15 protein-coding genes are annotated in these 23,153 nt (G+C 62.2%); 1 reads left to right on the forward strand and 14 read right to left on the reverse strand.

What is annotated here, in order from left to right; all coding sequences use genetic code 11:
* Window positions 1-25: 25 nt before the first annotated feature.
* The 14 genes from HY962_09865 to HY962_09930 all read right to left on the reverse strand — a co-directional run bounded on the left by HY962_09865 (window position 26) and on the right by HY962_09930 (window position 20,268).
* Entirely contained in the window at window positions 26-5,623 is a 5,598-nt protein-coding gene (locus tag HY962_09865; protein ID MBI5647224.1) for a carboxypeptidase regulatory-like domain-containing protein, read from the reverse strand.
* Window positions 5,624-5,860: 237 nt separating this feature from the next.
* Window positions 5,861-6,607, reverse strand: coding sequence for a hypothetical protein (locus HY962_09870; protein ID MBI5647225.1), 747 nt, complete (start codon window positions 6,605-6,607; stop codon window positions 5,861-5,863).
* Between the two features lie 150 nt (window positions 6,608-6,757).
* Window positions 6,758-7,612 (reverse strand): hypothetical protein, encoded by an 855-nt coding sequence (locus HY962_09875; GenBank protein MBI5647226.1) that lies wholly within the window; start codon window positions 7,610-7,612, stop codon window positions 6,758-6,760.
* 139 nt (window positions 7,613-7,751) lie between these two features.
* The gene (locus HY962_09880; protein ID MBI5647227.1) at window positions 7,752-9,575 is read right to left on the reverse strand and encodes a hypothetical protein; all 1,824 of its coding nucleotides are present in this window, start codon (window positions 9,573-9,575) and stop codon (window positions 7,752-7,754) included.
* A 212-nt stretch (window positions 9,576-9,787) separates the two neighbouring features.
* Window positions 9,788-10,429, reverse strand: a complete 642-nt coding sequence (locus tag HY962_09885; GenBank protein MBI5647228.1) for a YceI family protein — start codon at window positions 10,427-10,429, stop codon at window positions 9,788-9,790.
* A gap of 34 nt (window positions 10,430-10,463) precedes the next feature.
* Window positions 10,464-10,733, reverse strand: coding sequence for a hypothetical protein (locus tag HY962_09890; GenBank protein MBI5647229.1), 270 nt, complete (start codon window positions 10,731-10,733; stop codon window positions 10,464-10,466).
* 115 nt (window positions 10,734-10,848) lie between these two features.
* Window positions 10,849-12,888, reverse strand: a complete 2,040-nt coding sequence (locus HY962_09895; GenBank protein ID MBI5647230.1) for a CPBP family intramembrane metalloprotease — start codon at window positions 12,886-12,888, stop codon at window positions 10,849-10,851.
* Window positions 12,864-14,003 (reverse strand): glycosyltransferase, encoded by a 1,140-nt coding sequence (locus HY962_09900; protein MBI5647231.1) that lies wholly within the window; start codon window positions 14,001-14,003, stop codon window positions 12,864-12,866. The genes HY962_09895 and HY962_09900 overlap by 25 nt, the downstream gene beginning before the upstream one ends.
* Window positions 14,000-14,992: a flippase-like domain-containing protein gene (locus HY962_09905; GenBank protein ID MBI5647232.1), complete on the reverse strand. Its 993-nt coding sequence runs from the start codon at window positions 14,990-14,992 to the stop codon at window positions 14,000-14,002. The genes HY962_09900 and HY962_09905 overlap by 4 nt, the downstream gene beginning before the upstream one ends.
* Before the next feature lie 33 nt (window positions 14,993-15,025).
* Window positions 15,026-15,712, reverse strand: a complete 687-nt coding sequence (locus tag HY962_09910; GenBank protein MBI5647233.1) for a dolichol kinase — start codon at window positions 15,710-15,712, stop codon at window positions 15,026-15,028.
* The gene (locus tag HY962_09915; protein ID MBI5647234.1) at window positions 15,709-17,880 is read right to left on the reverse strand and encodes an ATP-dependent metallopeptidase FtsH/Yme1/Tma family protein; all 2,172 of its coding nucleotides are present in this window, start codon (window positions 17,878-17,880) and stop codon (window positions 15,709-15,711) included. The genes HY962_09910 and HY962_09915 overlap by 4 nt, the downstream gene beginning before the upstream one ends.
* On the reverse strand, window positions 17,877-18,476 hold the full coding sequence (gene hpt, locus HY962_09920) for a hypoxanthine phosphoribosyltransferase (protein MBI5647235.1): 600 nt from the start codon (window positions 18,474-18,476) through the stop codon (window positions 17,877-17,879). The genes HY962_09915 and hpt overlap by 4 nt, the downstream gene beginning before the upstream one ends.
* Window positions 18,473-19,891 carry a tRNA lysidine(34) synthetase TilS gene (gene tilS / locus HY962_09925; protein MBI5647236.1) on the reverse strand — a complete coding sequence of 473 codons (1,419 nt, stop codon included), beginning with the start codon at window positions 19,889-19,891 and terminating at the stop codon, window positions 18,473-18,475. Before tilS ends, hpt begins: the two co-directional genes overlap by 4 nt.
* On the reverse strand, window positions 19,834-20,268 hold the full coding sequence (locus HY962_09930; protein MBI5647237.1) for a hypothetical protein: 435 nt from the start codon (window positions 20,266-20,268) through the stop codon (window positions 19,834-19,836). Before HY962_09930 ends, tilS begins: the two co-directional genes overlap by 58 nt.
* 299 nt (window positions 20,269-20,567) lie before the next feature.
* On the opposite strand from HY962_09930, the gene HY962_09935 reads away from it, so the two are divergent.
* A complete protein-coding gene (locus HY962_09935; GenBank protein ID MBI5647238.1) occupies window positions 20,568-23,150 on the forward strand; it encodes a hypothetical protein in 2,583 nt (860 codons plus the stop codon).
* Window positions 23,151-23,153: the final 3 nt, after the last annotated feature.

A 23,153-nucleotide genomic window follows, 5' to 3' on the forward strand; every position in this document is an offset into this window, starting at 1 on the left:
AATGGGATGTGACATGGCGGCACCGTCAGGGACAGATCGAACAACCGTGGCCCGGCCAATCGACACAGAAATCGAGTCCGGTTTTGGAACTGTACTTGGCCATCACGGTGGCGCTGAGACATAACTTTCCACCGCAGGGAATGGGGCAGACCTTGCAACTGCTCCACGGCCAGCAGGGATTAAAACAGCCGCACCAGCAGATCTTGTTTGCACAGGCCGACGAGCAGTCCCCTATCCAGGCCACGATGGATCCGCCCGCCTTGCCGCAGAAGAACCAGCCGCTCGACGGCGAGTATGCTCCCGCGATGCCGGCGCTTGCGGTGACGGAAAGACCGGCCACCGATTTGCCCGCTATCGACAGATCGCCGCCTCCGCCCCACGAATTGCCGATCGCCAGGCCGTACTTGTTGAGAGCGAAGTTCACATGGAACTGCGTCCATGCCTCGTTCTTGTACCATATCGATCCCGAAGCGATGTCGAGGAAATTCCCCGACGCGGATGCATCGATAACACTCACCACATTCAGATGCGCGCCGTTCACCGTATTGCCATTGCTCAGATATTCCACGGGAATAAACGACGTGTACACATCATACTCGGGATGTTTCGCCCTGTTCAGATCGAATCCGACAAACACATTTGTCGTGCTGTTGACAATCTTGAGCATGCTGACCTGCGCCGCGAATCCCACGGCCAGATAGCTGTCGCCATCCTTGGCGCTGATCGCGATGATCGACTTTGCCTGCGCCTTCATGTTGAGATCGGGAATGATGCTGCCGCCCACGTTTCCTTCCACCGAGAAAAACTTGTTCGGGAAATCCATGATCAGTTTTGCATCAGCCACCGGCTGCCCGACGAGTGTCACTATCGCGCCGCCCTCGATCACCGGACCCGAGCGCACGGTCACCTCGAGCGGATCGATGGCGAGCAGCGCGCCCGTGCCCGCGATGGACAGCGCGCCGCGTACGGTGATGCGGTACTTTTTCTTGTTGTCCTGCGGATCGGTCAAGTATCCGAAGCCGCCGCCGACTTTTGTCAGAGTCACATAGCCGATCTGTATCGGCGGGATATTCGCCATGAAGTCGGCGGAGAACGACGTCTTCGAATACGTCAGCATGAAGTCGAGATTCATCGGCGTGCTGCTGATGCCGATTTTCCCCTTGCCGGTGAAGAAGTTGTTTCCCCAGCCGATATCGGTTTCAATGGTCGCGGCGGGAATCGAGAAGCCGATCTTCACCTTCTTCATATCGAAGCCGCCGCCCTTCGAGTAGCTGAACTGCCCACCGGCATTCACGGCCACCATCGGAATTTTCAGGCCGAGTTCGCCGCCCACTTCCACCTTCGGCGTGCCGATGGTCGAGAAGCCTAGCGAATTGAGTGTGAATGTTGCGAGTCCCGCGAAATCGGCCTTGCTGTTGATCGCCGCGAGCGCCGAGAACTTGCCGTCGGTGCGCACCTCGAAACTCTCGAGCGTGAGCGACTTGTCGAACTTCGGCAGCGAGAAAGTGCCGCCGCCCGAGATGGAGAGCGGACCGTCGGCGCCGACGGACCCAAGCGCAAACGGCGTGCCGTTGCCCTTGATCTTCATCACCGAGAACACGTCGATGCCCGCGTCGGGCAGCGTGAGTGCGCCTCCGTAGATCTGATCGGGCGACACGGTGAGATCGCTCACGGCGATGGTGGTCTTGGACGAGGACGGGATGGTGAATTCGAGCGAGCCGCCGAAGGAGAATCCATTGGGCGCAAGTGTGGCGGCATCGAGGGTGAGTTTCCACGTCCCGAGTGTGACGGCCGGTTTGGGCGAGAGCGAAACGAGCGCGTGTTTGAGGCCGCCCGAATATCCGACCCAGAGGTCCGTTATTGTGAGCGTGGTGGAAGCGAGCAGCGGCACACCCGTGAACCCGAGCTTGCCCGCGAGATGCAGGCCGTCGGGTTTGAGCGACGATTTTGCGAGGTCGGGCGTGACGGTGAAGCCGTACACCGAAAAACTGATGCTGCCCTTGCCGAAGACGAGTCCGTCGGACGGAAACGGAAGCGCGCCCGTGCTCACAAACACGGGGATGGCGGGCGGTGTGGCCTGATTGGCGAGCGCGGGTGTGACGAGGTACAGCGCCTTGGGCGTCATGGTCTCGACTCCGGGCGCTCCTTGCAACATCGTGTTGAGGTCCACATTCACACGCGCGAGGATCTGTCCGCCGCCCGGCGTCTTCACCACTTCGATGCCGGTGTTGTTGCGCAGGGTCACGGGCACGAGGTCGAAGGCGGCGGCCGCGAGTTCACTCGCATCGGTGACAAGTTTCCCGCCCTTGGGTTCCGCCTTGCCGCCGAGCACGGTGAGTTTCATATCGGCGAAGGGAATGGTGCTGCCTGGCGGCAGCGAGAAGACACCGTTCTTGGGAATGTCGACAAAGGCGCCCGAGGCCACGGTGTCCGCCCCCAGCGTCAGCGATTCGATCACCACGGGAAAACCGAGTATGGTGGAGATATCGAAACCCGCGCTGCCCAAGGAGAAATCGACGGTGGTGGATCCGACCGGGAGATCGACGTTTTTCACATCACCGATCATCCCCTGTTTTCCGGCCTTGAGGGTCTGCGCACCCGTGGGCACACCCACGATGGTATACGTCCCGTTGTCCGCCGTCTTGTGATACAGGTCGTCGATACCATCCACTCGCACAAGGGCGTCTTTCACGGGCAGTGCGGATGCCGTCACCGTCCCGCTCACACGCGCGCCGCGCGCCAGCGCCACGTCGACGCGGGTCGTGTCGCCTTCGTCCGACACCGTTATTGCCGCGGAGTAGTAGGCGTAGTCGGGCGCTCCTGGAGGCGGCGATTGTGCGCCGAGGGCCTTGAGAATGACGGAGGCCTTGCTGCCGGGTGTGACATGCATGGTGCCCGTTGCGCCGAACACGCGCAGCGTGATTGCGCCGCCCGGCGCCTTCGGAAAATAGAAACTGCCGTCGGTGCCTGTGATGCCGAGGTCCGCAAAATCGGCGAGCACCACGCGCGCGCCGGAGACGGGCGTGTTGTCCAGCTTGTCGCGCACTGTCACCAGCAAACGGCCGATCCTGCGTTTGAGCACGAAGGGTCCGAAGTTGTTCTGCGGCCCCTGCAGATAATCCTTTGCGCCGCCGCCACCCTTTTGCGACTGCGTCTTGATCTGTTGCACCGATACGACGGTGTCGAGATCCATGTACCCCGGCTTCCAGATCTTGATCCCGTGGCTGCCCGCAATATTGCTGCTCTTGAACACGCCCAGTTCGTTTGTCGAAAACGGATCGCCGCCGCTGGACCAATGTACGAGCGCACCCGCGACGGGCTGTCCGTCCTCATCGACCACTTTCCCGGATACGGGATTTCCTGCCACATCTATTTCGAGAGGATCTCGTTCCACGACCTTTCCCAGAACGTCGAGGAAGATTTTCTCCTTGTATACTTTCTTGATGCCGAAGGCCGTCACCGACAGCTCGTACGCGTCCGTTTCGGGTTCGATACCCGAGAGGACGAAACGCCCGTCGGCGTCACTCTCGGCGTAGTAGTCGTGTGTCTTGCCTGTGAGAGTAATACCCGCGTGCGACACTGCGGCCTTGGAGTCCTTCTCGACGATGCGTCCGCGCACGACGGGTTTTGCGCGCGAAAGCTTGAATGTTTTTTCGACCGTGGTGACGCTGCTCCAATAGCCTCCTCCGGTGATTGCAGAGACGTATGTGGTGAGCGTGTCGTACCCGGGAACACTCACCCGCAGATAGTATCTGTCGTAGGGCCCGCCTTCATTTTGGAAGAGCCGCGTCACGGGTTGTGGTGCCGTGGCTGCACCGATCAGGAACTGGCCGAAACCCGCAACGGTGCGTATCGGCCGATCGGTGGGCGGGATGAGTCCCTCGTTCACCGTGTTCGGATTAAACAGGTACCACATGAGCGGCCTGTACACTTCGACCGATGCGGGCTGAGGGACGGCCTTGTTGGTCTGTGCATCCACCGCTTTCGCCCTGAGTCGGTAGGTTTGTGCGAGCGCAACAACGGTCGGAAACATCCACTTCTGCGCCACGCCTTCAACCTGTTGCAGCGGGATGGGCTGCTCCTCGTAGAGGAAGTGCGGATCCGACACTTCGAACGACACGCCATTAAATTCGTATGTGACACCTTCTATTTCGATGGCGGGAATGGTGCCGTCGCCCTTGTCAAGGAACGTAAACGTGAACTCGCCGTTTTTATCGGTGGTGACGCTGCCGATGGTTATCGTCTTTGTGTTTCCCGAAGGTGGGGGCACGCCTGGCGGAAGATCTAAGATTTTTTTGGTGATCGTGAGTTTGACGTTCACAAACATAAGCGGGTGGCGCTGATCGGCGGCGTACTCCTCGAGTACGGGATTCCATTCGCCGGGCAAGGTAAGCGGACCCGGTTCGCCGGGGGTGCTGTAATTCTTCTTCCCTTTGATGGCGTCAGACATACCAACAGTTGTCGTGCTTCCTCCACCGAAAATGGCAACGTCGTTCGGTTTGAGCGACACCGCAGCTCCGGTGCCGCCTATGCCCGCATACGTTCCCGCATGCCCCGGCGGTGTGCCGTGGCTGTGTCCCTTCTGCGCTTGCACGATGCCGATATACGATTCCTCCTTCGAGATATTCACCTCTGGAACAATGTCGATCTTCTCGCTGACGGACTGCATCATCTCGCTCTTGCGAAACGCCCACACAAGCTTCCCCTTGATGCTGCTCAGGGCCTGTTTGAGTTTCCCCGGATCCTTCTGTCCGCCCGGTTTCACGCGCCGATCCGTGTCGACTTGTGCGCCCTTCTGCGCAATGTCTTCGGAGTAGGCAAAGGAAAACGGTTCCGCCCAGCCGTCCTGTTCACCCAGAGGCCTGCCGTTGTCGTCGATCACCTGCACGCTCCACGCGTAGTTTTTTGTCACACCCGAGGGTTGAAAATCGGTGGGCCACAGCATCTGCGTGAGCCCTGCGATTTCCTGTTCATACACGGGCATGCCGCTGCGCAGCAGCGTGCCCGCCGTCTGACCCTGCAGCACCTCGAAGATTTTTACACGATAGCGCGCACCACCCGGGGGCGCGGGCACAACCGGGGTCCACCGGAACGTCGGCCGCGCCGCTCTGTTCAGCGACGCGCGGTTCTCGGGCGCGAGCAGCGTGGGCAGTTGATACGACGTGACCTGGAAGTTGCGGCAGGCGGGCTGTGAGAGCGGCTGTGCGCCGCTCGCATCCACGAGATCGACGCAGAGTTCGTAGGTGCCCGCGGGAAGCATGCCTGTGCGCATCGCCGTGCGCTCCACGCCGCCCGAGAAGGAGACGGCCTCGGGCGGCAGAATCTGATCCGCGTAATACGTGCTCACTCCTGGCGGTACCGACACGACGGGCACGGCGGCGGTGCGTGTCTGCGCCTTGATGGTGCCGTCGAGCCGCACAATGGCGCGCAGCTTCGCGTCGACGGGAGCACTGCCCGGATTCATCACCGTCAACAGGACGGTCTCGCGGTGTGTTGCCCAATCCGAAATATACGGGCTCGGTTTTGCCGACATGGTCAGCGTGAGGCGGAGCTGCTGCGCATCCGACGATGCGGACAGGAAAAACACAAACGCGAGGAGCACGAGTCTCGATATGCGTTTCATGACGGATCCGGTTCAGGCGGGCTTGGAGGAGTGGGTATTGTTCTTTCTCTCCGTTACGGAGGCAAGGAATGGGCGGGATGTATGCCCGAAAATAAAGTGTACAAAAAAACCGCGTGCGAAATTACAACGCGGCCTCGCGGCCGGTGGAAACACCGTGCGAGGCCGTGTTGCACTCGACTATGCGCCTCAGGCGTGCGGCGGCTGCTGCACTGCCCGGCGCTCGTATGGCTGATGCCGTCACCGGCGACGCCGCGTGGTGGTGGATTTCCTCACCGTCACCTTTCCGCCCGGCGACTTCGTGACCGTCGTGCGCGAGCGCACCATGGTGGAACGGTGCGGCGTGTAGTGCACCTTGTGCACTGTGGTGACGCGACTCGTGCGGCTCACGGTGAACGACGCGCGTGTGGTCAGATGCACGGTGCGTGTGCGGTACACGGTCACACCCACGGGACGCCAGGGCCGCCACCAGCGCGGGTACACACCCACGCGCCACACCGACACATAGGGCCGCCACAGGGGACGATACATCCATGTCACGACCGGGAAGAGATGCACGTGTACGGCGGGCACGATGTAGTAATTCGGTCCGTATAGTTCCTCGTTTCCGCGTACCTGCATGTTGTACTGGTCGGTGTCGGTTTTCTCGACCTCGATCGTGGCAACATCCTGAAATTCATTCTCGCCGAGTACGGCCTGCAAAATCACCAGGCGTGTGTCGTCGCTTCCCTGCTCCACAACGCGCAGGAAATCCACATCGCCGTTCCGGTCGAGATCGAGGTTGTTGACGCCCGCATCCGGGTCGTTGAGCCGTTTCTCAAAATCCTCCAGATCCTTGGAATCACGGAAGACCTCGCTGACGGCCGTGAGGTCGAGTCCTGCGGCAACATCGTCGTCGACAGCGACGGCTTCGGGATCCTTCTGCGCTGAGAGTGTGGCGGTGCAGAGCAGCACCGCGCCGAGAACACAAACAAGCCGATGTATCATGACAATACTCCTGTGACGTTGGGTTGGAAGTCCGGCACACGCGGACGTGGAAGCTCGTCCCGCCCTGCCGTCTGTGTCTAGGACTCTGACGCCGGGCGGAGGTTTAACGTGCGACGTGTTCCAGCCGGAATACGGTCACGTTGAACCACATCATTTTGTCGACGACGAAGCGCGGAACGTAACAAGAAACGGCTCCGAAAATCCGTGACCATCGCCGAGGGGCCTCCCGGCGAGATCGAGTGTCTGCACGGACCATAGAAGTTCTCCCGGCTGATCCGGCAGCGGGACATCGGCGGGCCACACGAGCTGTGTCATCGAGCGCACCTCCACATCCATGATCGGCTGATTGGCGCGGAAGGCCTGCATCGGTTTTTGTCCGGGCAGAATTTCGAAGAGCAGCACGCGATACACCGCGCCTCCCGGCGGCGTCGGGATGATGGGCGTCCAGCGGAACACCGGCCGCTGTCCGGGGAGGAGGGGGATCGGAGCGGCGCCTGCGTCGGCCGCGGCCACGCCGGGCTGCAGCAGTGTCGGAAGCTGGTAACTGGTCACGGTAAAGAGGCGGCAGACGGGTCCGCTGATCTGTTCATCCTGCGCATTGAGCAATGTGACACAGAACTCATAGGCACCCGCGGGCAGCATGCCCGTGCGCTGCGCCACCTCGTCGACATTGCCGTAGAATTTCACGGCCCCGCCCGGCACAATTTCATCGGCGAGGAAAAGACTGACACCCGTGCCAATGGAGAGCAGCGGCATTTTGCCCGTTTCGGTCTCGGCCTTGAGCACACCGTCGACAAAAACACGCGCCGAGATGCGGGCCTGGACGGGTGCGCCCGTGAGATTGGTCACAGTGAGCATGGCCGTTTCGCGGCGCGCCTCCCATTCCGAGAGATACGGATTGGGGCGCGCGGAGACGTTGAGCGACAGGGTGATCCCCTGCGCCGCGGCGCACAGCGGCGCGGCAAGCAGGAACACGAGGGCGAGGAAGGGTTTTATACGGATCATGCGCGGACTCCTGAAAACACACGCGGCAGTGTCGCGGGCGCGACACACGCGCCGCGGCGCGTGGCGTAATGGGACATGGGTGTCGGATTATCGGACATGGTTGTCGGAGTATGTCCGCGCGCCGCGGCGCGGCGGACGGTCAGAATGTTGTGGCGAGCGACGTCTGGACAAAGAGTTCGTTGAAGGTGCTTCCAGGACGCGTGCGAGATGGTGCGTATTCGTAGGCATTGTTTGACACTGCCACGTTCCAGGTCAGCGCCTTGGCCACCTGCCAGCGCAGGGAGAGGCGCACATAGATCTGCGCGTCATTGCCGCGTTCGTCGCCGGGCACGTCGACGCGGCTTTGTGACCACGTGAGGGCGAACGACGGCGCGAGACGTCCGGCGAGGAAACGGTACGAAGCGCCGAGAGTGGCGCTGAGCAGCGTGAGCGGTCCCGACGGCAGGTCGTTGGTGAGCCGGTTCACCGAGGCGTTGAGCGCGAGAGGAAGCCGGATGAAAGAGGCGCTGTAGAGGGCCATGAGCGATTGTGTCACGTTGCTGTTCGCCGCGCCCGACACCACGTTGTAGTCGTCGAAGATGTCGCGCGCGTACGAAGCCGACACTGTATGTATCACCGCGTCGGTCGGAATCGTGTAGGTGGGCGTGAGGTTGAGCGACTGCGCCACGCTTTCGATGCGGAGCGTGTCGCTCGACGTGTTGTTGCGCACGCCGAAGTTCGAGTAGCTCAGAGACACCGAGACGTCGTCGTTGACGATGCCGAGAGCGTTGAATGACCCGATGAACTGATTCGAGGTTTCTGATTTTGTGTCCGCAAGATTGTTTGTGCGGTTGCCCACGGTCGCGTTCACGTTGAGGCGGTTCTCGAAAAGCTGTACACGCGGCGAGAGTGCGAACTCGAGGCGGTCGGGCTGGAGAAACGGATATCCCAGCGCCACATACCCCGCGCCGATATAGCGCGCGAGTGCGCGGACACCCCAATCGGGCTTGGTGATGGTAAAGGCGAGCATTCCGGCGTAGTCCTGCCTGCTCGATATCCGCTGCCGGATGATACCGTTCAGCGCCTTGTCGGCATTTGCAAGATCGGTCGCGTTCATGTCGTGCGTAAAAATCGACGTGCCGGCCTCGCCGGTCAGATACATGATCTCGCTGAGCTTCACGCGTGTATTCGCGGTGATGAGCGCGCCCTCCTGAGGATCGACGCCGGCAACGGGTCGCGCCACCGAACGCGCGTCGTCCTTCGCGCGCACGAAGTTCAGATCGACGTGGCTCCCGTCCTCGCTCCCGTATCCGAGCTTCGCGAGATAGATCCAGCGCGCATACGCTCCGCGGATATTCGCGGCCGAATCGGGCTCGATCGAGCGCTGAATGGTGCCTGCCGAGGCAGAGAAGCGCACCTTGCCCGGACGAAGGTCGAATCCGGCGCCGAACACCTGGCCGTCACCCGACGACAGTTCGGAATACATCGGCACATGAGTCCCGATGTGAAACGACGCCCACGACAGGCGCGGGGATATGCGGAGCATGCCTATGGTGTTGCCCGGATTCTGCAGGAACGACGCAAAGGACGACGACGACGAGGCGGGTGTCGTCACCCCTGTTTCACGGCTCGAAAGCATGATGTTGAAGGGCAGCGTGAGCCAGTCGCCCACGGTGACAGTTGGTGTCAGAATGAGCCGCCAGAGATTGGCCGGGCGTCTCGGACGATTCGCGCCATCCGGATCGGACTCGAACATGTACACATCGCCGGTGAGTGTGGCGCCCCCGCTCACGCGCACCGATCCGGCCCCTTCCTCCGAGGTGCCGCTCGAGTCGGGCGGCTGTCGCTCCTGTGCCATCGCACCGCCAGCACATAGAAGCGTCAGTAAGGCGACGCCGGCGGTGAAATACATAACACGGCGCAGCAGGCCGGTTGCCCGCGCACGTGTATACAAGAAGGTTTTGACTGCGATCACATGTGCCATTTGTTTTCAGCCGGTCCCGTCATACACCCGGCGTATGAAACTGCGGCGCATCGTCTGGACGCGTCACATGCTGATAAAAACCGAAAATCGATGTCCGAAAATCTATCGGGAACGCCGCTCAATTCCAAGGGTGATAAAAAAAAGGATTCCTCTATCGGAATCCTTTTTCACACGCCGGCAGGCGGCAAATTTGGACGATTCGATGGTGCGGATTATTTGACGCCGCTGTTTGCCACTGCGTTGAACTGGAAGCTGATATTCTCGGCCACCTTCTGTCCGACAAGCTGATTCTTCACGCCGAAGTCGCTGAGCGAGACGGTGCCCTTAGCACGCACAACAAGCAGGTCGCCCGCGGCGCGCGCCTTCGTTTTCTCCGACTCCTTCATGTAGATGAGGGTCACGGGCATTTCCATGTTTTTCGTGACGCCGTGCATCGTGAAGGTGCCGACGGCGGTGCCGTTGATCTCGGTGCCGTTCTTCACCTTGGCGCCCTTGAGTTTCAGAAGCTTGAATTCGATGGTCGGGAACTGCTTCGCGTTCAGCCAGCCCTCGCTGCGGAGATGCTCGTCGCGCATGTCGATGCCGGTCTTCATCGAGGCTACGTCGACGGTGACGGTGGCGCTGATCGTCTTGGCGACATCCGACGGATCGAAACTCACCGTGCCGCCGAGGCCCGCCGCGGTGCCCGCGATGTCTTCCACCAGCGACTCCGAAAGGAAGCTGGCCTGGTTGCGGCCGCGGTCGTCCTTGATGTTGAATGTGAGCGTGCCCGTGCGGTCGGTGCTGAGGCGCTGCGCTGCGGCGGGCGCCACAAGGGCGGTGACGAGCAGAAGAGCGGCGAGGATCTGTTTCATGGTGTTCTCCAAATCGTGTTGATGATTGATGGTATTAGTGAGAAAGTTTTATGCGAAAGAAGCGGATCAACAGCAGGCCTGCCGTAACAGCCGCGAGCGCGACCGGGCCGACGATGTCGAGACCCACGATCATGGCGTCCTTCCACTCGGTGTACGAGGTGCCGAGCAGTTCATCGTACACCTGCACAGGCACCTGCTGCCGCGTGAAAAGACTGAATCCTCCGGCGGCCCACACTGCCACGGCCGCAGTGAGGACGAGGAGCGTCGCGATGAGGGTCGTTTTCTGCTTTTTATTGAATGTCATGTCCGTTCCTTGAAATATGCTTCAAACTTAAAACATATCGGGCATGCCGGGAGGTTCCCGGGACGGACGAAATTTTTCGACATCGCCGTTTCGGATGTAAAAACGCCGATATACGCTACATCGAGTAGGGAGTGGTCTTGTACTGCCGCGCGAGGTCGTGTGAGCCGGCATGTTCCGGCCACGCGAGCACGCGGTTGTACTCGCGCTGCGCGTCGGCGCGGCGGCGCAGCAGATCGAGCGTCATGCCTGCGCGCAGCGCGGCGAGGATGCGGAATCCCGAGGGTTCGTCCTTTTCCAAGGCGCGGGCCACCTCGTCACAGCGCGCGAAAAATTTCAGCGCCGCCGCGTATTCGCGACGCAGCATGGCGTCGTACCCGAGATAGTAGACCGCTTCCCTTTCGGCGGCCTGGCCGTAACCGGCCTGATGTTTCATACAGCGGTCGAGCACTTTTCCGAAGACTGCGGACGCGCGCTGCCAGTCGCCGAGTTTTACGTGTATGCGGCCGAGCGTCCGCTGAAAGATCGGATTCGCGGGGAACTCGTCGGCAAGCAGCCGCGCGAAGGGCAACGCCGACGAGGGTTTGTTTTCGTAGGACGAATAGACCTGCGCAAGAAAATACACGGCCTCCCACTGCGCGTAGCGCGCCTTCTGCGCCGCGTAGCGCAATTGCCGGATTCCTTTGTCGCGGTCACCCGAAGGCAGGAACAGCATCACGGGCTTGAGCAGTGGATACTTGTCGGGGAGGACGTCGGCGTAGTAGTTGTAGATGCCCACGCCGAGATTGATGTCGGCGTTTTTCGGCGCGATGCGCGCCGCGTCCTGCACGATCGGCAGCGCCTCGCGCCCGTCGGCCGCCGCCTTGATCCAGCTCTTGCGCATGGCGAGCAGCCGCCCGCGGAAACCGATGGAACCGCCCTTGAAGAAGAGTCCGGCGAGATCGTTCTCGTTTGCGTCGAGGCGTTTGTCACACATGTCGATGACACGTTCGAGCTTACGGTAAAAGCCCTCGTCGCGCGATTCGTCGTCGAAGTCGATCAGAATGCGCCACCACTCCACCATCGCCTTGAAAAACGGTCCCGCGGGATGATCCGGTCGCGCGCGCTCCACCGCGGCAAATGCGCGGTCGGCCGCCTCGAATTCGATGTTGTAGGTCGCGCGTATACCTTCCTGTATCGACGCGTCGATCGCGGGATCCTCGATCCATTGCGCCTGCGCGGAAGGTGCCGCCGCCGCAAGGCCCAGCGCCAGCAGCGCGGGCGCGATCCAGCGGCGTACACGCGGTAGCGAGAAGACGCCGGTCCCGACCACAAGAATGACCGTCGCCAGCAGACCTCCCTCGGGACCGAACGCGCCGCCGGTGAACCATGCCGGACCCGATGTCGTTCCGCGCAGAACGCCCGGCCCAAGTATCCCGCTGACAGGCAGCCCCAGAACGGTGCCCATCGTAAAATTCCAGCCGGTGTGTAATCCGATCGGCAGCCAGAGCGAACCGCTCACAAGCAGCGCGCGCCCGAGCCAGATTCCCGCGAGAAAGATGTTCCCCAGCGCCTGCACGTCCAGGCCGGGATTGTCCCAGTGAATGGCGGCAAAAAAGACCGACGTGACGAACAACGCGGTCGTCGGATTCGAGGCGTGTACCATCGTGCGGAATGGATAGCCCCGCATCAGCAGCTCCTCGCTGAAACCGACGTACACAAACAGCAGCGCTCCTTCCGCGAGTATCGAGGCCGCGTGATCGAACGTGACCGCGGCGAGCCGCAGCTCGGCCCATCCGGCGGCCAGCATGACCGTGATGTACAGGCCGATCATCGCCGCCGACAGCGCGAGGCCGATGCCGAACTGTCGAAGCGGGAATGGCCTGGGATGCAGACCGATATCGAGCACGGGGACGCGGTCGATGGCCCGCATGCAGAATATCGTGGCGACGATCGTGGCGAGTGTCATCGCAACGGAGCCCGTCCAGAACGGGGTCAATAGCGAGAGTCCGGGAAATTCGTACTCGATCAGCATCAGCGCGACGCCGATGACCACAACGGCCGCGATGGCAGTGGACGTAAACGCGCCGAGTTTCCAGACGGCGCGCAACTCGCCGCTGGACGCATACCACAGGCGCGATCGGCCCGAGGGATCTATGTCTGTTTCCTGTCCTTCCACGTGAAGACTCCGGCTGCTCCTGCAATCGATACGCCGACAAGATAGAACGGGTGGAGAAGCTCCGCAATGATGAGATCGATGCCCCGCACCGGCTGCCGGAACAACCGCGCGGCCGCGAACAGCACGGACGCGTCGAGTCCGGCCTTGATCATGTAGATCACGCCTGCGAGGACGGCGGCCCAGGGCGAGAGGAACAGCAGCAACGGCGAGGCGGCTGCGCACAGGAAGAAACAGAAAAGGATCACGAGAAAGGCGACAAAACGTCCGTCGTTGTAATGCGGTCCCTTCGAGGCCCAGCGCACACGCTGCGAGATGAAGGCGCCGACAGTCGCGGCGGGGCAACACGACACGACGGCGTCCGGCGCGGCTGCAAAGCCCGCCTCGCCGCCGCGCCGGTACACGATGCTGTGCATAAGAAATTCGTCGTCGCCGCTGGCGATGTGTTCGTTGCCGGTGAATCCGCCCGCGTCGTAAAAGGCGGTGCGGCGGTACGCAAGATTCGCGCCGTTGCACAGGCGCGGGTATCCGACACCGAACAGCCCCGCGCCGACACCGACGAGTCCAAGAAATTCGAGCGCCTGCAGGCGGGCAAAGAGTCCGCCCGCGCGTTCATACACGACGGGTCCGGCCACGATATCGCGGCCGCGCGCAAGTTCGCGCGCCATACACGCCGCCCAGCGCGGCCCGTGTGTGCAATCGGCGTCCGTCGTGAGAATCGTCTCGCTTGCGCAGCAATCGATGGCGGCGGCGATGGCGGACTTCTTGCCTCCCGGCGCCTCCGCTCCGATACGCAGAAGCGTAAATCGCGCGTCTCCGCGTATTTCATGCTCGACGGCCGCGGCGGTGCCGTCGGTCGATTGGTCGTCAACAATGATAAAGCGGAGTGTATTATCCGGATATTCCTGACCGCGCAGCGACCTGATGCACGCGGCGACGTGGCCTTCCTCGTTGCGCATGGGAACGACCACCGTGAGTGTCGGCAGCGGAGCGATCTCCGGTCCGGGCGCGGATTCCTCCGACGACAGCGCCTCGAGGCCCTGCCCGACGCGATGCAGGAACAGCGCGTACGCGCTGAGCAGCGCGAGATAGACAACGAGGAGGGCGAAGGGAATCACGCGGCGGAGGCGCGGCGCAGCGAGGCCAGCGCAAGCACGATGCCGCCCGCGGCGGCGGGCAGCAGCACATTGAGCACAAAGAGCAGCATGGAGGCGGGCACGGCAAGCTGCGCGGGCACACCGATGCCGGCGTAGACGAGCGCTGTGGCGCCTTCGCGGATGCCGAGTTCGCCGAAGGAGACGGGCGGCACGACGCTTTTCAGCAGCATGACCACGGCGGCGGCGGCGAGCAGGTCGGGTGCGCCCGCCGGCGCGCCGAAGGCGCCCACGAGCAGCGCGAACTGCGCGACAAACACGCCGTAAAAAGCCGCGCTGAGCGCGAGCAGGCGCAGCAGCACGCCGCGGTCGAGTCCCGCGAGCGCGGCGCGCGCCGCGAGCACTCTGCGGCGGATCCCGGGCAGCCGCGTCAACAAACGGGCCGCGGTGTCGAACGCGGCGGCGCGTCGCCGCGCGAGAAACACGGCGGGCGCAAGAGCTGCAAGCGCGGCCGCGGCGAGCAGCGCGGCGGCCGCGGGCTCGCTGCGCGCGAGCAGCAGGCAGCAGGCCAGCACACCGCCCGTAACGGTCACCAGGAGCGAGGCCAGTTTGTCGACCGCCGTCAGCGCCACCAGCGTGCCGGCATCCGCATGCGCGACGGCATACGCGCGGCCGCCGAATTCACCCACACGCGCGGGTGTGACGAGACCGAGGGCAAAGCCCGAAAACAGCGACGCGGCGGCGTCGCTGCGCGTCGACGCGGGCATGACGCGGCGCAGCAGCAGCCGCCATTTGGCGTATTGCAGCACGAGGTTCGGCGCAAGCAGCAGACCCGCCGCCAACAGCGGCATGCCCGCGGCGCGCGACACCGCGGCCGCAACACCACCGGCGTCGACATACAGCGAGACGATCCACAAAAACACGGCCGCGAGCAGGAGCTTGCCCGCGAGCGGAAGCATGCCGCCGAACGCGGGAGCCGGCGCAGCCACGGCCGTATCGATGCCGGGCTTCATGTCACTCACGTCGCGGACACATGACGCGCCGACCTACATGTCGAGAATGTGCACGTTGAGCTCGGGCAGAAACACGATGTACATCAGCCAGAGCGAAAATCCGATAGCCGCTGGAATGGCAAAATTGTCGTCGATCACATCGAACGAAAAAACCTCAGCCGCGGCGCCTATCACCGCCGACACAATCCCGATGATGTATTCGGCGGGAAGCTGCGCGACTTTCGGCGTGAAGAGAATCACCAGCGTCGCCGAGGCGACGAAGGCCGTGCTGCCCTCGAGGGTCTTGCCGCGGTACGAACGTGTGCCGTAGCGTCTCCCGATGAGAGCGGCCATCGTGTCGGAGATGATGAGTATCGCAAAGGCCGTGATCACGATCAGTTTGGGAAAGACCAGGACGCAGAACAGGGCCGAAATCAGCACCCATGTCGCGCCGTTGAAGGTCTTCTTCGCCTCGGTCTTTTCATGCGTGCGCAGCATGCGTCCGAAAATACGCGTGTACAGTGCGAAGGACGGCTTGTGGAACAGACGGAGCAAATCGCCGAGCAGAAACGCCGCGCCGAGCGGGATCAGCAGCGTGATCATCAGGTCGCGCGACACGTAGTAGTACAGCACGGGTATCGAGAGCGAACACAGGTGTATGCCCTTGCGGAGCAGTTCCCACTTGAAGCTCACGCTCTCGGCGCGGGTCGGGGCCGGTGTGTATGCCGTGTTGTCGTTCATGTCCTTTCGTCCGCGTCGGCCTGCGCTTCGCTTTCGGGATTCTCCTGCCGCTTCAGCTCCTCGACCGCGCGCCGTATCCTGTCGGAACGCTCCTGATCCATGCGCAACGCGTCGATTTCGGAGACCTTCTGCTGCAGGCCGCCGCCGTTGCGCTGCGCGGGAGGCAGTTCCTCGCCGCGCATCAGCTTGTCGATCTCCTCGCTGTCGAGAATCTCGCGTTCGAGCAGCGCAAGCGCGATGCGGTCGAGCACCGCGCGGTTCTCGGAGAGCACGTCCTCGGCGCGTTTCATGCACTGAAGGACAATCGCGCGCACGGCCGAATCGATGGCCACGGCGGTCTCCTCGCTGTAGTCGCGGTGCTGCACGATTTCGCGGCCGAGGAATATCTCCTCCTCCTTCGCCCCGAAGGTCAGCGGTCCGAGTTCACTCATGCCCCACTCGCACACCATCTTGCGCGCGAGCGACGACGCGCGCTCGATGTCGTTGCCGGCGCCGGTCGTCAATTGGCCGAACACGAGCATCTCGGCGGCGCGCCCGCCCATGGCGTACGTGATCATCGCCTCGAGGTACTCCTTCGAGTAGGTGTGTTTCTCGTCGATCGGAAGGTAGGTCGTGACACCGAGCGCGCGGCCGCGCGGGATGATCGTGACCTTGTGCACCGGATCGGCTTCGGGGAGCATTTTTGCGACTAGCACATGGCCCGCCTCGTGATAGGCCGTGAGCCGTTTTTCCTGTTCGGAAATGATCAGGCTCTTGCGTTCCATGCCCATCATCACCTTGTCCTTCGCCTCCTCGAAATCCATCATCGCGACGGTCTTCTTGTTGCGTCGCGCGGCGAGCAGCGCCGCTTCGTTCACAAGATTCGCGAGTTCGGCGCCGGCAAGTCCGGGCGTGCCTTTTGCGAGAGTCTCGAGCGACACGTCGGGATCGAGCGGTATGCTGCGGGTGTGAACCTTGAGTATGCCCTCGCGGCCCTTGACGTCGGGACGGTCCACCACAACCTGCCTGTCGAAACGACCGGGACGCAGCAGCGCGGGATCGAGCACGTCGGGACGGTTGGTGGCGGCGATGATGATCACGGTGCTGCCCTGCTCGAATCCGTCCATCTCGACGAGGAGCTGGTTCAACGTCTGCTCGCGTTCGTCGTGTCCGCCTCCGAGACCCGCGCCGCGCTGGCGTCCGACGGCGTCGATCTCGTCGATGAAGACGATGCAGGGTGAATTCTTTTTTGCGGTTTCAAAGAGGTCGCGCACGCGGCTGGCGCCGACACCCACAAACATCTCCACGAACTCCGCGCCGGAGATCGAGAAGAAGGGCACGCCCGCCTCGCCCGCAACGGCGCGCGCAAGCAGCGTCTTGCCCGTTCCCGGAGGCCCGAGCAGCAGCACGCCGCGCGGTATTTTGCCGCCGAGCCGCTGGAAGCGCGCGGGCTCACGGAGAAATTCGATGATCTCCTGCAGTTCGACTTTCGCCTCGTCGGCGCCGGCCACGTCGGAGAAGGTGACGCGTATGGTCGAATCGGTGGCCATGCGCGCGCGGCTCTTGCCGAACGAGAACAGGCCCTTGGTCCCGCCCGCGGCGCCCCCGCCCTGCATGCGCCGCATCAGGAATATCCACGCGCCGATAAACAGCAGCCAGGGCAACAGCGTGAAGAAGGTGTTGGTCCAGATCGAATCCTTCTCGTCGAAGGTCACCTCGATGCCGCGCTCGAGCCACGACTTCCGCATCTCGGCGTCGAGCGTCCCGAGCTTCACGACAAATCCGGTGCTCTCGACGGTCTTGCCGTTCACACCCACAAGGCGTGCGCGTGTGTTCAGACTGGCGGTCAGGGTGAAGTCGTTCAGATTCGCCTTTTCCACCTTCGCGCGGATGATGCGCAGTTCCTGCCCGTCGGGAGTCTTGCGTTCGCCGGTCAATATTTTCTGAAAATCGGAATAGGATATCTCCGGATTTTCGTTCGCGGTGTTGAAGAGCTGCGAGAAGATGATGAAGGCCAGCAGCAGCATGCCGCCCGCGATGAGCACGGCGCGCGCCGAGCGCAGCCATGTATTGTCGTCGCCCGGCTTGCGGTTCTGCGGCGCCTTGCGCGGCGGCGTGGGAGCGGGCGGCCTGTTGTCGTCGCCGCCAGCGTTCCAGGAGCGTGGGAGTCTGTGTGTCGGCGTGATCATTCTGTCTCCTTCTCTTCGGCGGATCCGGTGCCGGACGCGTCGTCGAGTATGTACACTTCGGGAAGATTGCGTGCGCGCTGCGCGTAGTCGAGTCCGTAGCCGATGACAAAACGCGGCGGCACGACAAAACCGACGTAGTCGAGCGTGTGGGGAATGCTGGTGCTCTCGGGTTTGTGCAGAAGCGTGACAATGCTGAGCGATGCGGGCTGTTTGGCGCCGATCAGGGTCTTCATGAAATCGAGCGAGACGCCCGTGTCGACGATGTCTTCCACAAGCACGATGTGCCGCCCGTCGGCCTCGCAGGACAGATCCTTGAGCAGCCGCACGTCGCCCGAGCTGATCTTCCTGTCGCCGTAACTCGACAGCCGCAGGAAATCGACCTCGCAGTCGATCGTGATACGGCGGACGAGGTCCGCAAAAAACATAAACGCGCCGTTGAGCACACAGATGAAGATCGGACGTTTGCCGTCGAAGTCGCGGTTCAGCGCCTCGGCCAGCTCGTCGATCCGCGCGGCGATGCTGTCGCGCGTGATGTAGGGAATAAACCTGTCGCCGTTGATGGCGACCGAGGGGATGGTGTCGTGTGGTGAATTCATTCGTGCTGTGCCTGTGTCTCGAATCGGAGCGCGGCGATGCTCCGTGTTGTGCCGCTGATTTTGAATCTGTCGTCGAGCCGGATTCCGCAGAGCCAGATGATCTCGCCCGCATGGTCCAACACCATCACCGCTCCGCGCATGCGTCGCGGGACGGCGTGATCGGTGAGGAAGTCGCCGACCTTCTTGCGGCCGGGACTCCCGAGCGGTCGGAACACGTCCCCCGCCCTCCAGGGGCGAAGGACCCAGTTGGTGCCGCTTCGCTCCGCATCAATATACTCGACAGAAGGGTCATCCGTAAAACGCACCGCATCGCGCTCGACGAGCCGCGAGGAGAACCGGGCCCGGCCCAGATCGATTTCCTCGCCCAGAAGTGCCTCTACCGTGTCCGGTTCCGCCGTCTGAAATCCGCGCAGAATCGTGACACCATCGTGTTCGCGGTAGGCGATACAACCGCCCCGCAACGGCGCCTGTGCGCCTGCAGGACCCGACACAAGCTCCTCGAGGCGGCGCACGTCGGCAAAGGCGCCCGCATTTCCGCGTACACGCGCCACCGCCGCGCGCAGCACACCCGCGCGCAAGAAGGCGGCTTCGTCACCGAGCTGCCCGGTGTCGACATGTACACCGTCGTCGAGCGGTCGCAGACAGCGCCCGGCCGCCTCGTCGATGAGGGGCGCGAGATACTGTTCGAGCGAGGCAAAGACCGAGGCGGTGCGTGTCAGCACCGAAACGATGTCGGACTGCACGTGCGCGGCAATGGCGGGCAGCACGTGATGGCGGAGCGCATTGCGGCGGTACGCATCGCTGTCGTTGCTTGTATCGTGCCGCCACTGCAGGCCTTCGCGGACGGCGAACGCCTGCAGGTCCGACTTCCGCACGCTGAGCATGGGCCTTATGATGTGTCCCGCACGCGCGCGCACGCCGCGCAGTCCCTCCACGCCGGCGCCGGAAAAAAAGTGCAGCAGCAGAGTCTCGGCCTGATCGTCGGCGTGATGCGCGGTCAGTATCCAATCGAAGCCGCCGCGGACGCGCGCCTCTTCAAGCGCGGCATAGCGGTGTTCGCGCGCGAGGTCCTGCAGCGATCTCCCGTGCCGCGGAACGGAGAGGTCGACGGCGAGCAGTTCAATGCCCGCGCCGAGACGCGCTGCAAGCGCGCGCACATGCGCAATGTCGTCGGCCGTGTCGGGACGCAGGCCGTGATCCACGTATGCCAGAGCAACGCGGGCTCCGAGTCGGCGCGCGGCAATGCAGGCAAGGACGGTGGAATCGAGTCCGCCGCTGCACGCCACAAGGAAAGAACCGCCCGTGCGTGATCCGCACAGGGACGCCAGTTCTTCTTCCACGCGCTGTTCGAGCTGCATCAGGCGGCCGTCTCTTCCCCGTCCGTCGCCATAGTGACTTCCCATTCCTTCAGCCATGCGAAATCGTAGGCGAGCGCGAGCAAATGTTGTAACGCCGCTTCACTGACGGCGAAATAATGCTGCTCGCAGAACTGAAAAAAGCCGTCCGAACAGCCGGCTGCAAATACGCGGATCAATTCCTGGTAATGGTTCACAGCCCGCGTGAATTCGGCCTCGAGTCCGGGAAAATGTTCACTTTGGGCCGTCTGTTTTTTCATCGTGTCGAGGAGCCGCGTCAGATATCTGCCGTGAAAGGCCAATTCACCGATCTCCGCCGCCTTCTCCGAGGGTTCCGCCTCTTCAAGAAAACGACCCAAAGCCGCGGCATCGCGGAGCCGGCCGCCGGAAAAATGCGAGAGAAGATCAAGAATATCGGGAATAGTCGAAGCGCTCATGGTATCGTGTCCTTGTCGGCCGTCTTCCGGGGTGCGCAGAAGCCGCTCCCGGAATGCCGCGGGGTGCGTGTCGGGGAAACGGGAATATCCGATTTTTCCAGTTTCGAGAAAATTCAGTTCCGTGTCACACAGACTGAAAGGGAATTTTCACCCGAAGGGTGCGAAATCACAGCCATTCCGACGCGTGAAAGGGCTTCAGGTTGCATTTGAGGCGTTCGTGGGTTAGTTTCCTTTGTTGTGGGCAACCCGCCCCTTACCGAGTCGCTGTCTCCCTCCCTCACAGTCTCAGCATTGCCGTCATGAAGAAAAACCTGCCGTTCCTGCTCGTTTCCTTTCTTCTTTTAACCGCCATTGTGCGGGCCCAGCCGTCGATCGTCCCGGAAGGCATACGTTTCGTGTACGAGGACGCCGCGGCGAACTCGGTTGCCCTGGTCGGAGATTTTAACGGATGGTCTGCCATCGCGCACCCGATGAAGAAGGCGGGCGGAGCCACATGGAATGTCACAGTTCCCCTGTTGCCGGGTTCCTACCAGTACGCCTTTCTTGTCGACGGCGTGCGGATACAGCGGGATCCCGCGAATCCGCTGACCTTCGAGGCGGTGGACGGCTCGCGCATCAATTCGTTGGTGACGCTGAACACGGCGAACAAGGTGGTGACGGAGGGTTACCCGGTGCGCCGCGCGATCGACGACGTGTACGCGAAAAAGGGCGGCACGGTGTACTTGAACCTCGTGTTCAAACACCATGTTCCCCTGTATTACAACGCGGCGAAGGACCAGATCGAAGCGCCGTTTGTGCGCATGCACGCGACGCGCGACTACTTTGAAATGGGCGACGTGATACAGCGCTATCAGCACGTGCACGCAACCGTGGCGCTCTCCCCGACACTGCTCTGGCAGGTGCAGGAGATCTATGTCAAACGCATGGAACCGTTCATCAAGGACAAGAAGACCGGGTCGCCGCGCAAGAAGCCGGCCGACATGGACGCGAACGGCTTCCTCGCACGCATGCGCGGAAAGACTGATCCGTGGATCGACGTATGCCTCACGCCCGCCGAGAAACTGAGCGAGGCCGACAAGGGCTACCTCTACAAAAATCCGTGGAACGCCTTCACGATCAGCGCCGTGCGCATGAACCGTTTCCCCGAAATGATTCGACTCTACGAGAAGTATATCGACGGGAAGGGCAATCCCGACTACACGGTCCAGGATCTCCGCACGCTGAAATTCTTCTCGATCTTCGCGCATTTCGACACCGAATTTTTCGAGCGCCGCGTCCCGCTTATTCAGACCGGCACGCGTATTCTGCGCTCGCTCGATCTGCGTGACCTCGTGTCGTACCGCAGCGACGGCAAGTACTACCTGAAGCGCGAAGTGACGGAAGACGATTGCCGCCGCATCGTCGCCTCGGCGTGGTACATCATGGCCAGCATCCTGCCGAACTTCGAGAAAGTGAAATACAGCCCGGCCAGCAAGATCGGTCAGATGGAAATCGCGGCGACCTCGTTCAGCGACGCCATCCTTCCGCTGCTTGCGAACAGCGACGTCGCGCGCGCGGCGAATCCCTCGGCCACGCTGCCCGCGGCGTACGCGCATCCCGAGGATGTGGACGCACAGTTGCAGATGGCTCTCGCGGCGTATCAGAAATATTTCAACGTCACACCGACCGGCTACATTCCGCCCTACGGCGCCATGTCGGCCGACGTGATTCCGCATCTGAAGAAGAACGGGCTCACATGGTTCACGAGCGACGAGGCCGTGCTGAAAAAGAGCGAACCGGCAAACCTCTCGTCGGCCGCGGTGTACAACGTGAAGTCGGGCGACGCATCCGCCTTCGGCGCGTTCTCGAATTCGCTGCTCACCACGCGTGTCAACTGGGTGTACCGCAACTACTACGCCGAGAACTCCGCGAACGACTTCGTCGAGAATCTGCTCTCGTTCTCCCCCTCCGACAACGCGCAGAGCGCGCTCGTCACCGTGGTGATCGACAACGACGACGCATGGATGCACTACGATCGCGACACCGACGGCAAGGGCCTCATCAACGGCATCTACCGGAAGCTCAACAAGCTGTTCGAAACACGCGCCGTGATTTCGGTGACGATGTCGGAATACATCTCCGGCAACCGCGAGCGCGGCATCCCCGCGCACAAGACCGACGACTTCGCGTCGATTTCGCAACTCGGCGCGGGTTCGCGTCTCGAGGGCACCTTCGATGCGTGGATCGGCAACGAGGCCAGCAACGCCGCGTGGACGCAGCTCAACGGCGCCCGCGCCACTGTCGCGCAGAAGGGCCCTGCTCCCGCGACGCCCGAGTATCTCGACACCTTCGCAGCACAGCCCTACGCGTTTTTCTACGGCGCGACGAGCGAGCATTGGTACCAGAACTTCAGCTCCGGTTCCGTCCTCCGCACGGATCCGAAGCCGTACGAGGCGTGTTTCCAGAATCTGCTTCGTAACGCCACACGTCTGTCGGGTTCCGCCGAAGGCAGCTTCGCCTCCTTCATCCCCGAAAACACGGTGACGCCGATCTGGGAGAAGCCGAAGAAGAAGGTGCGCGTGACCTTCCTCTGCAAACTCGCCGACCGCGAGGCCATCACCGCGGTGTTCATCGCGGGCAATCGCAAGGAACTCGGCAATCTCGAACCCAACACGATACGCATGTGGGACAACGGCGAGAACGGCGACGAGGTGTTCGGCAACAACGTATGGACGATCGTCACCGAAATAGAACCGGGAGATCTGCTGTACAAATTCAGCAACAGCGGCGGCCAGGGCACGTGGGAAGGATCCGAGGCGTTCCCGGATGTGTGGCGCCGTGTCACCGTCACGTCGGACAAGGTCATCTTCAACGACGTGTTCACGAAGCTGAAACAGAACTGATTT

Source organism: Ignavibacteriota bacterium (assembly GCA_016218045.1).
Taxonomy (GTDB): Bacteria; Bacteroidota; Ignavibacteria; order SZUA-365; family SZUA-365; genus JACRFB01.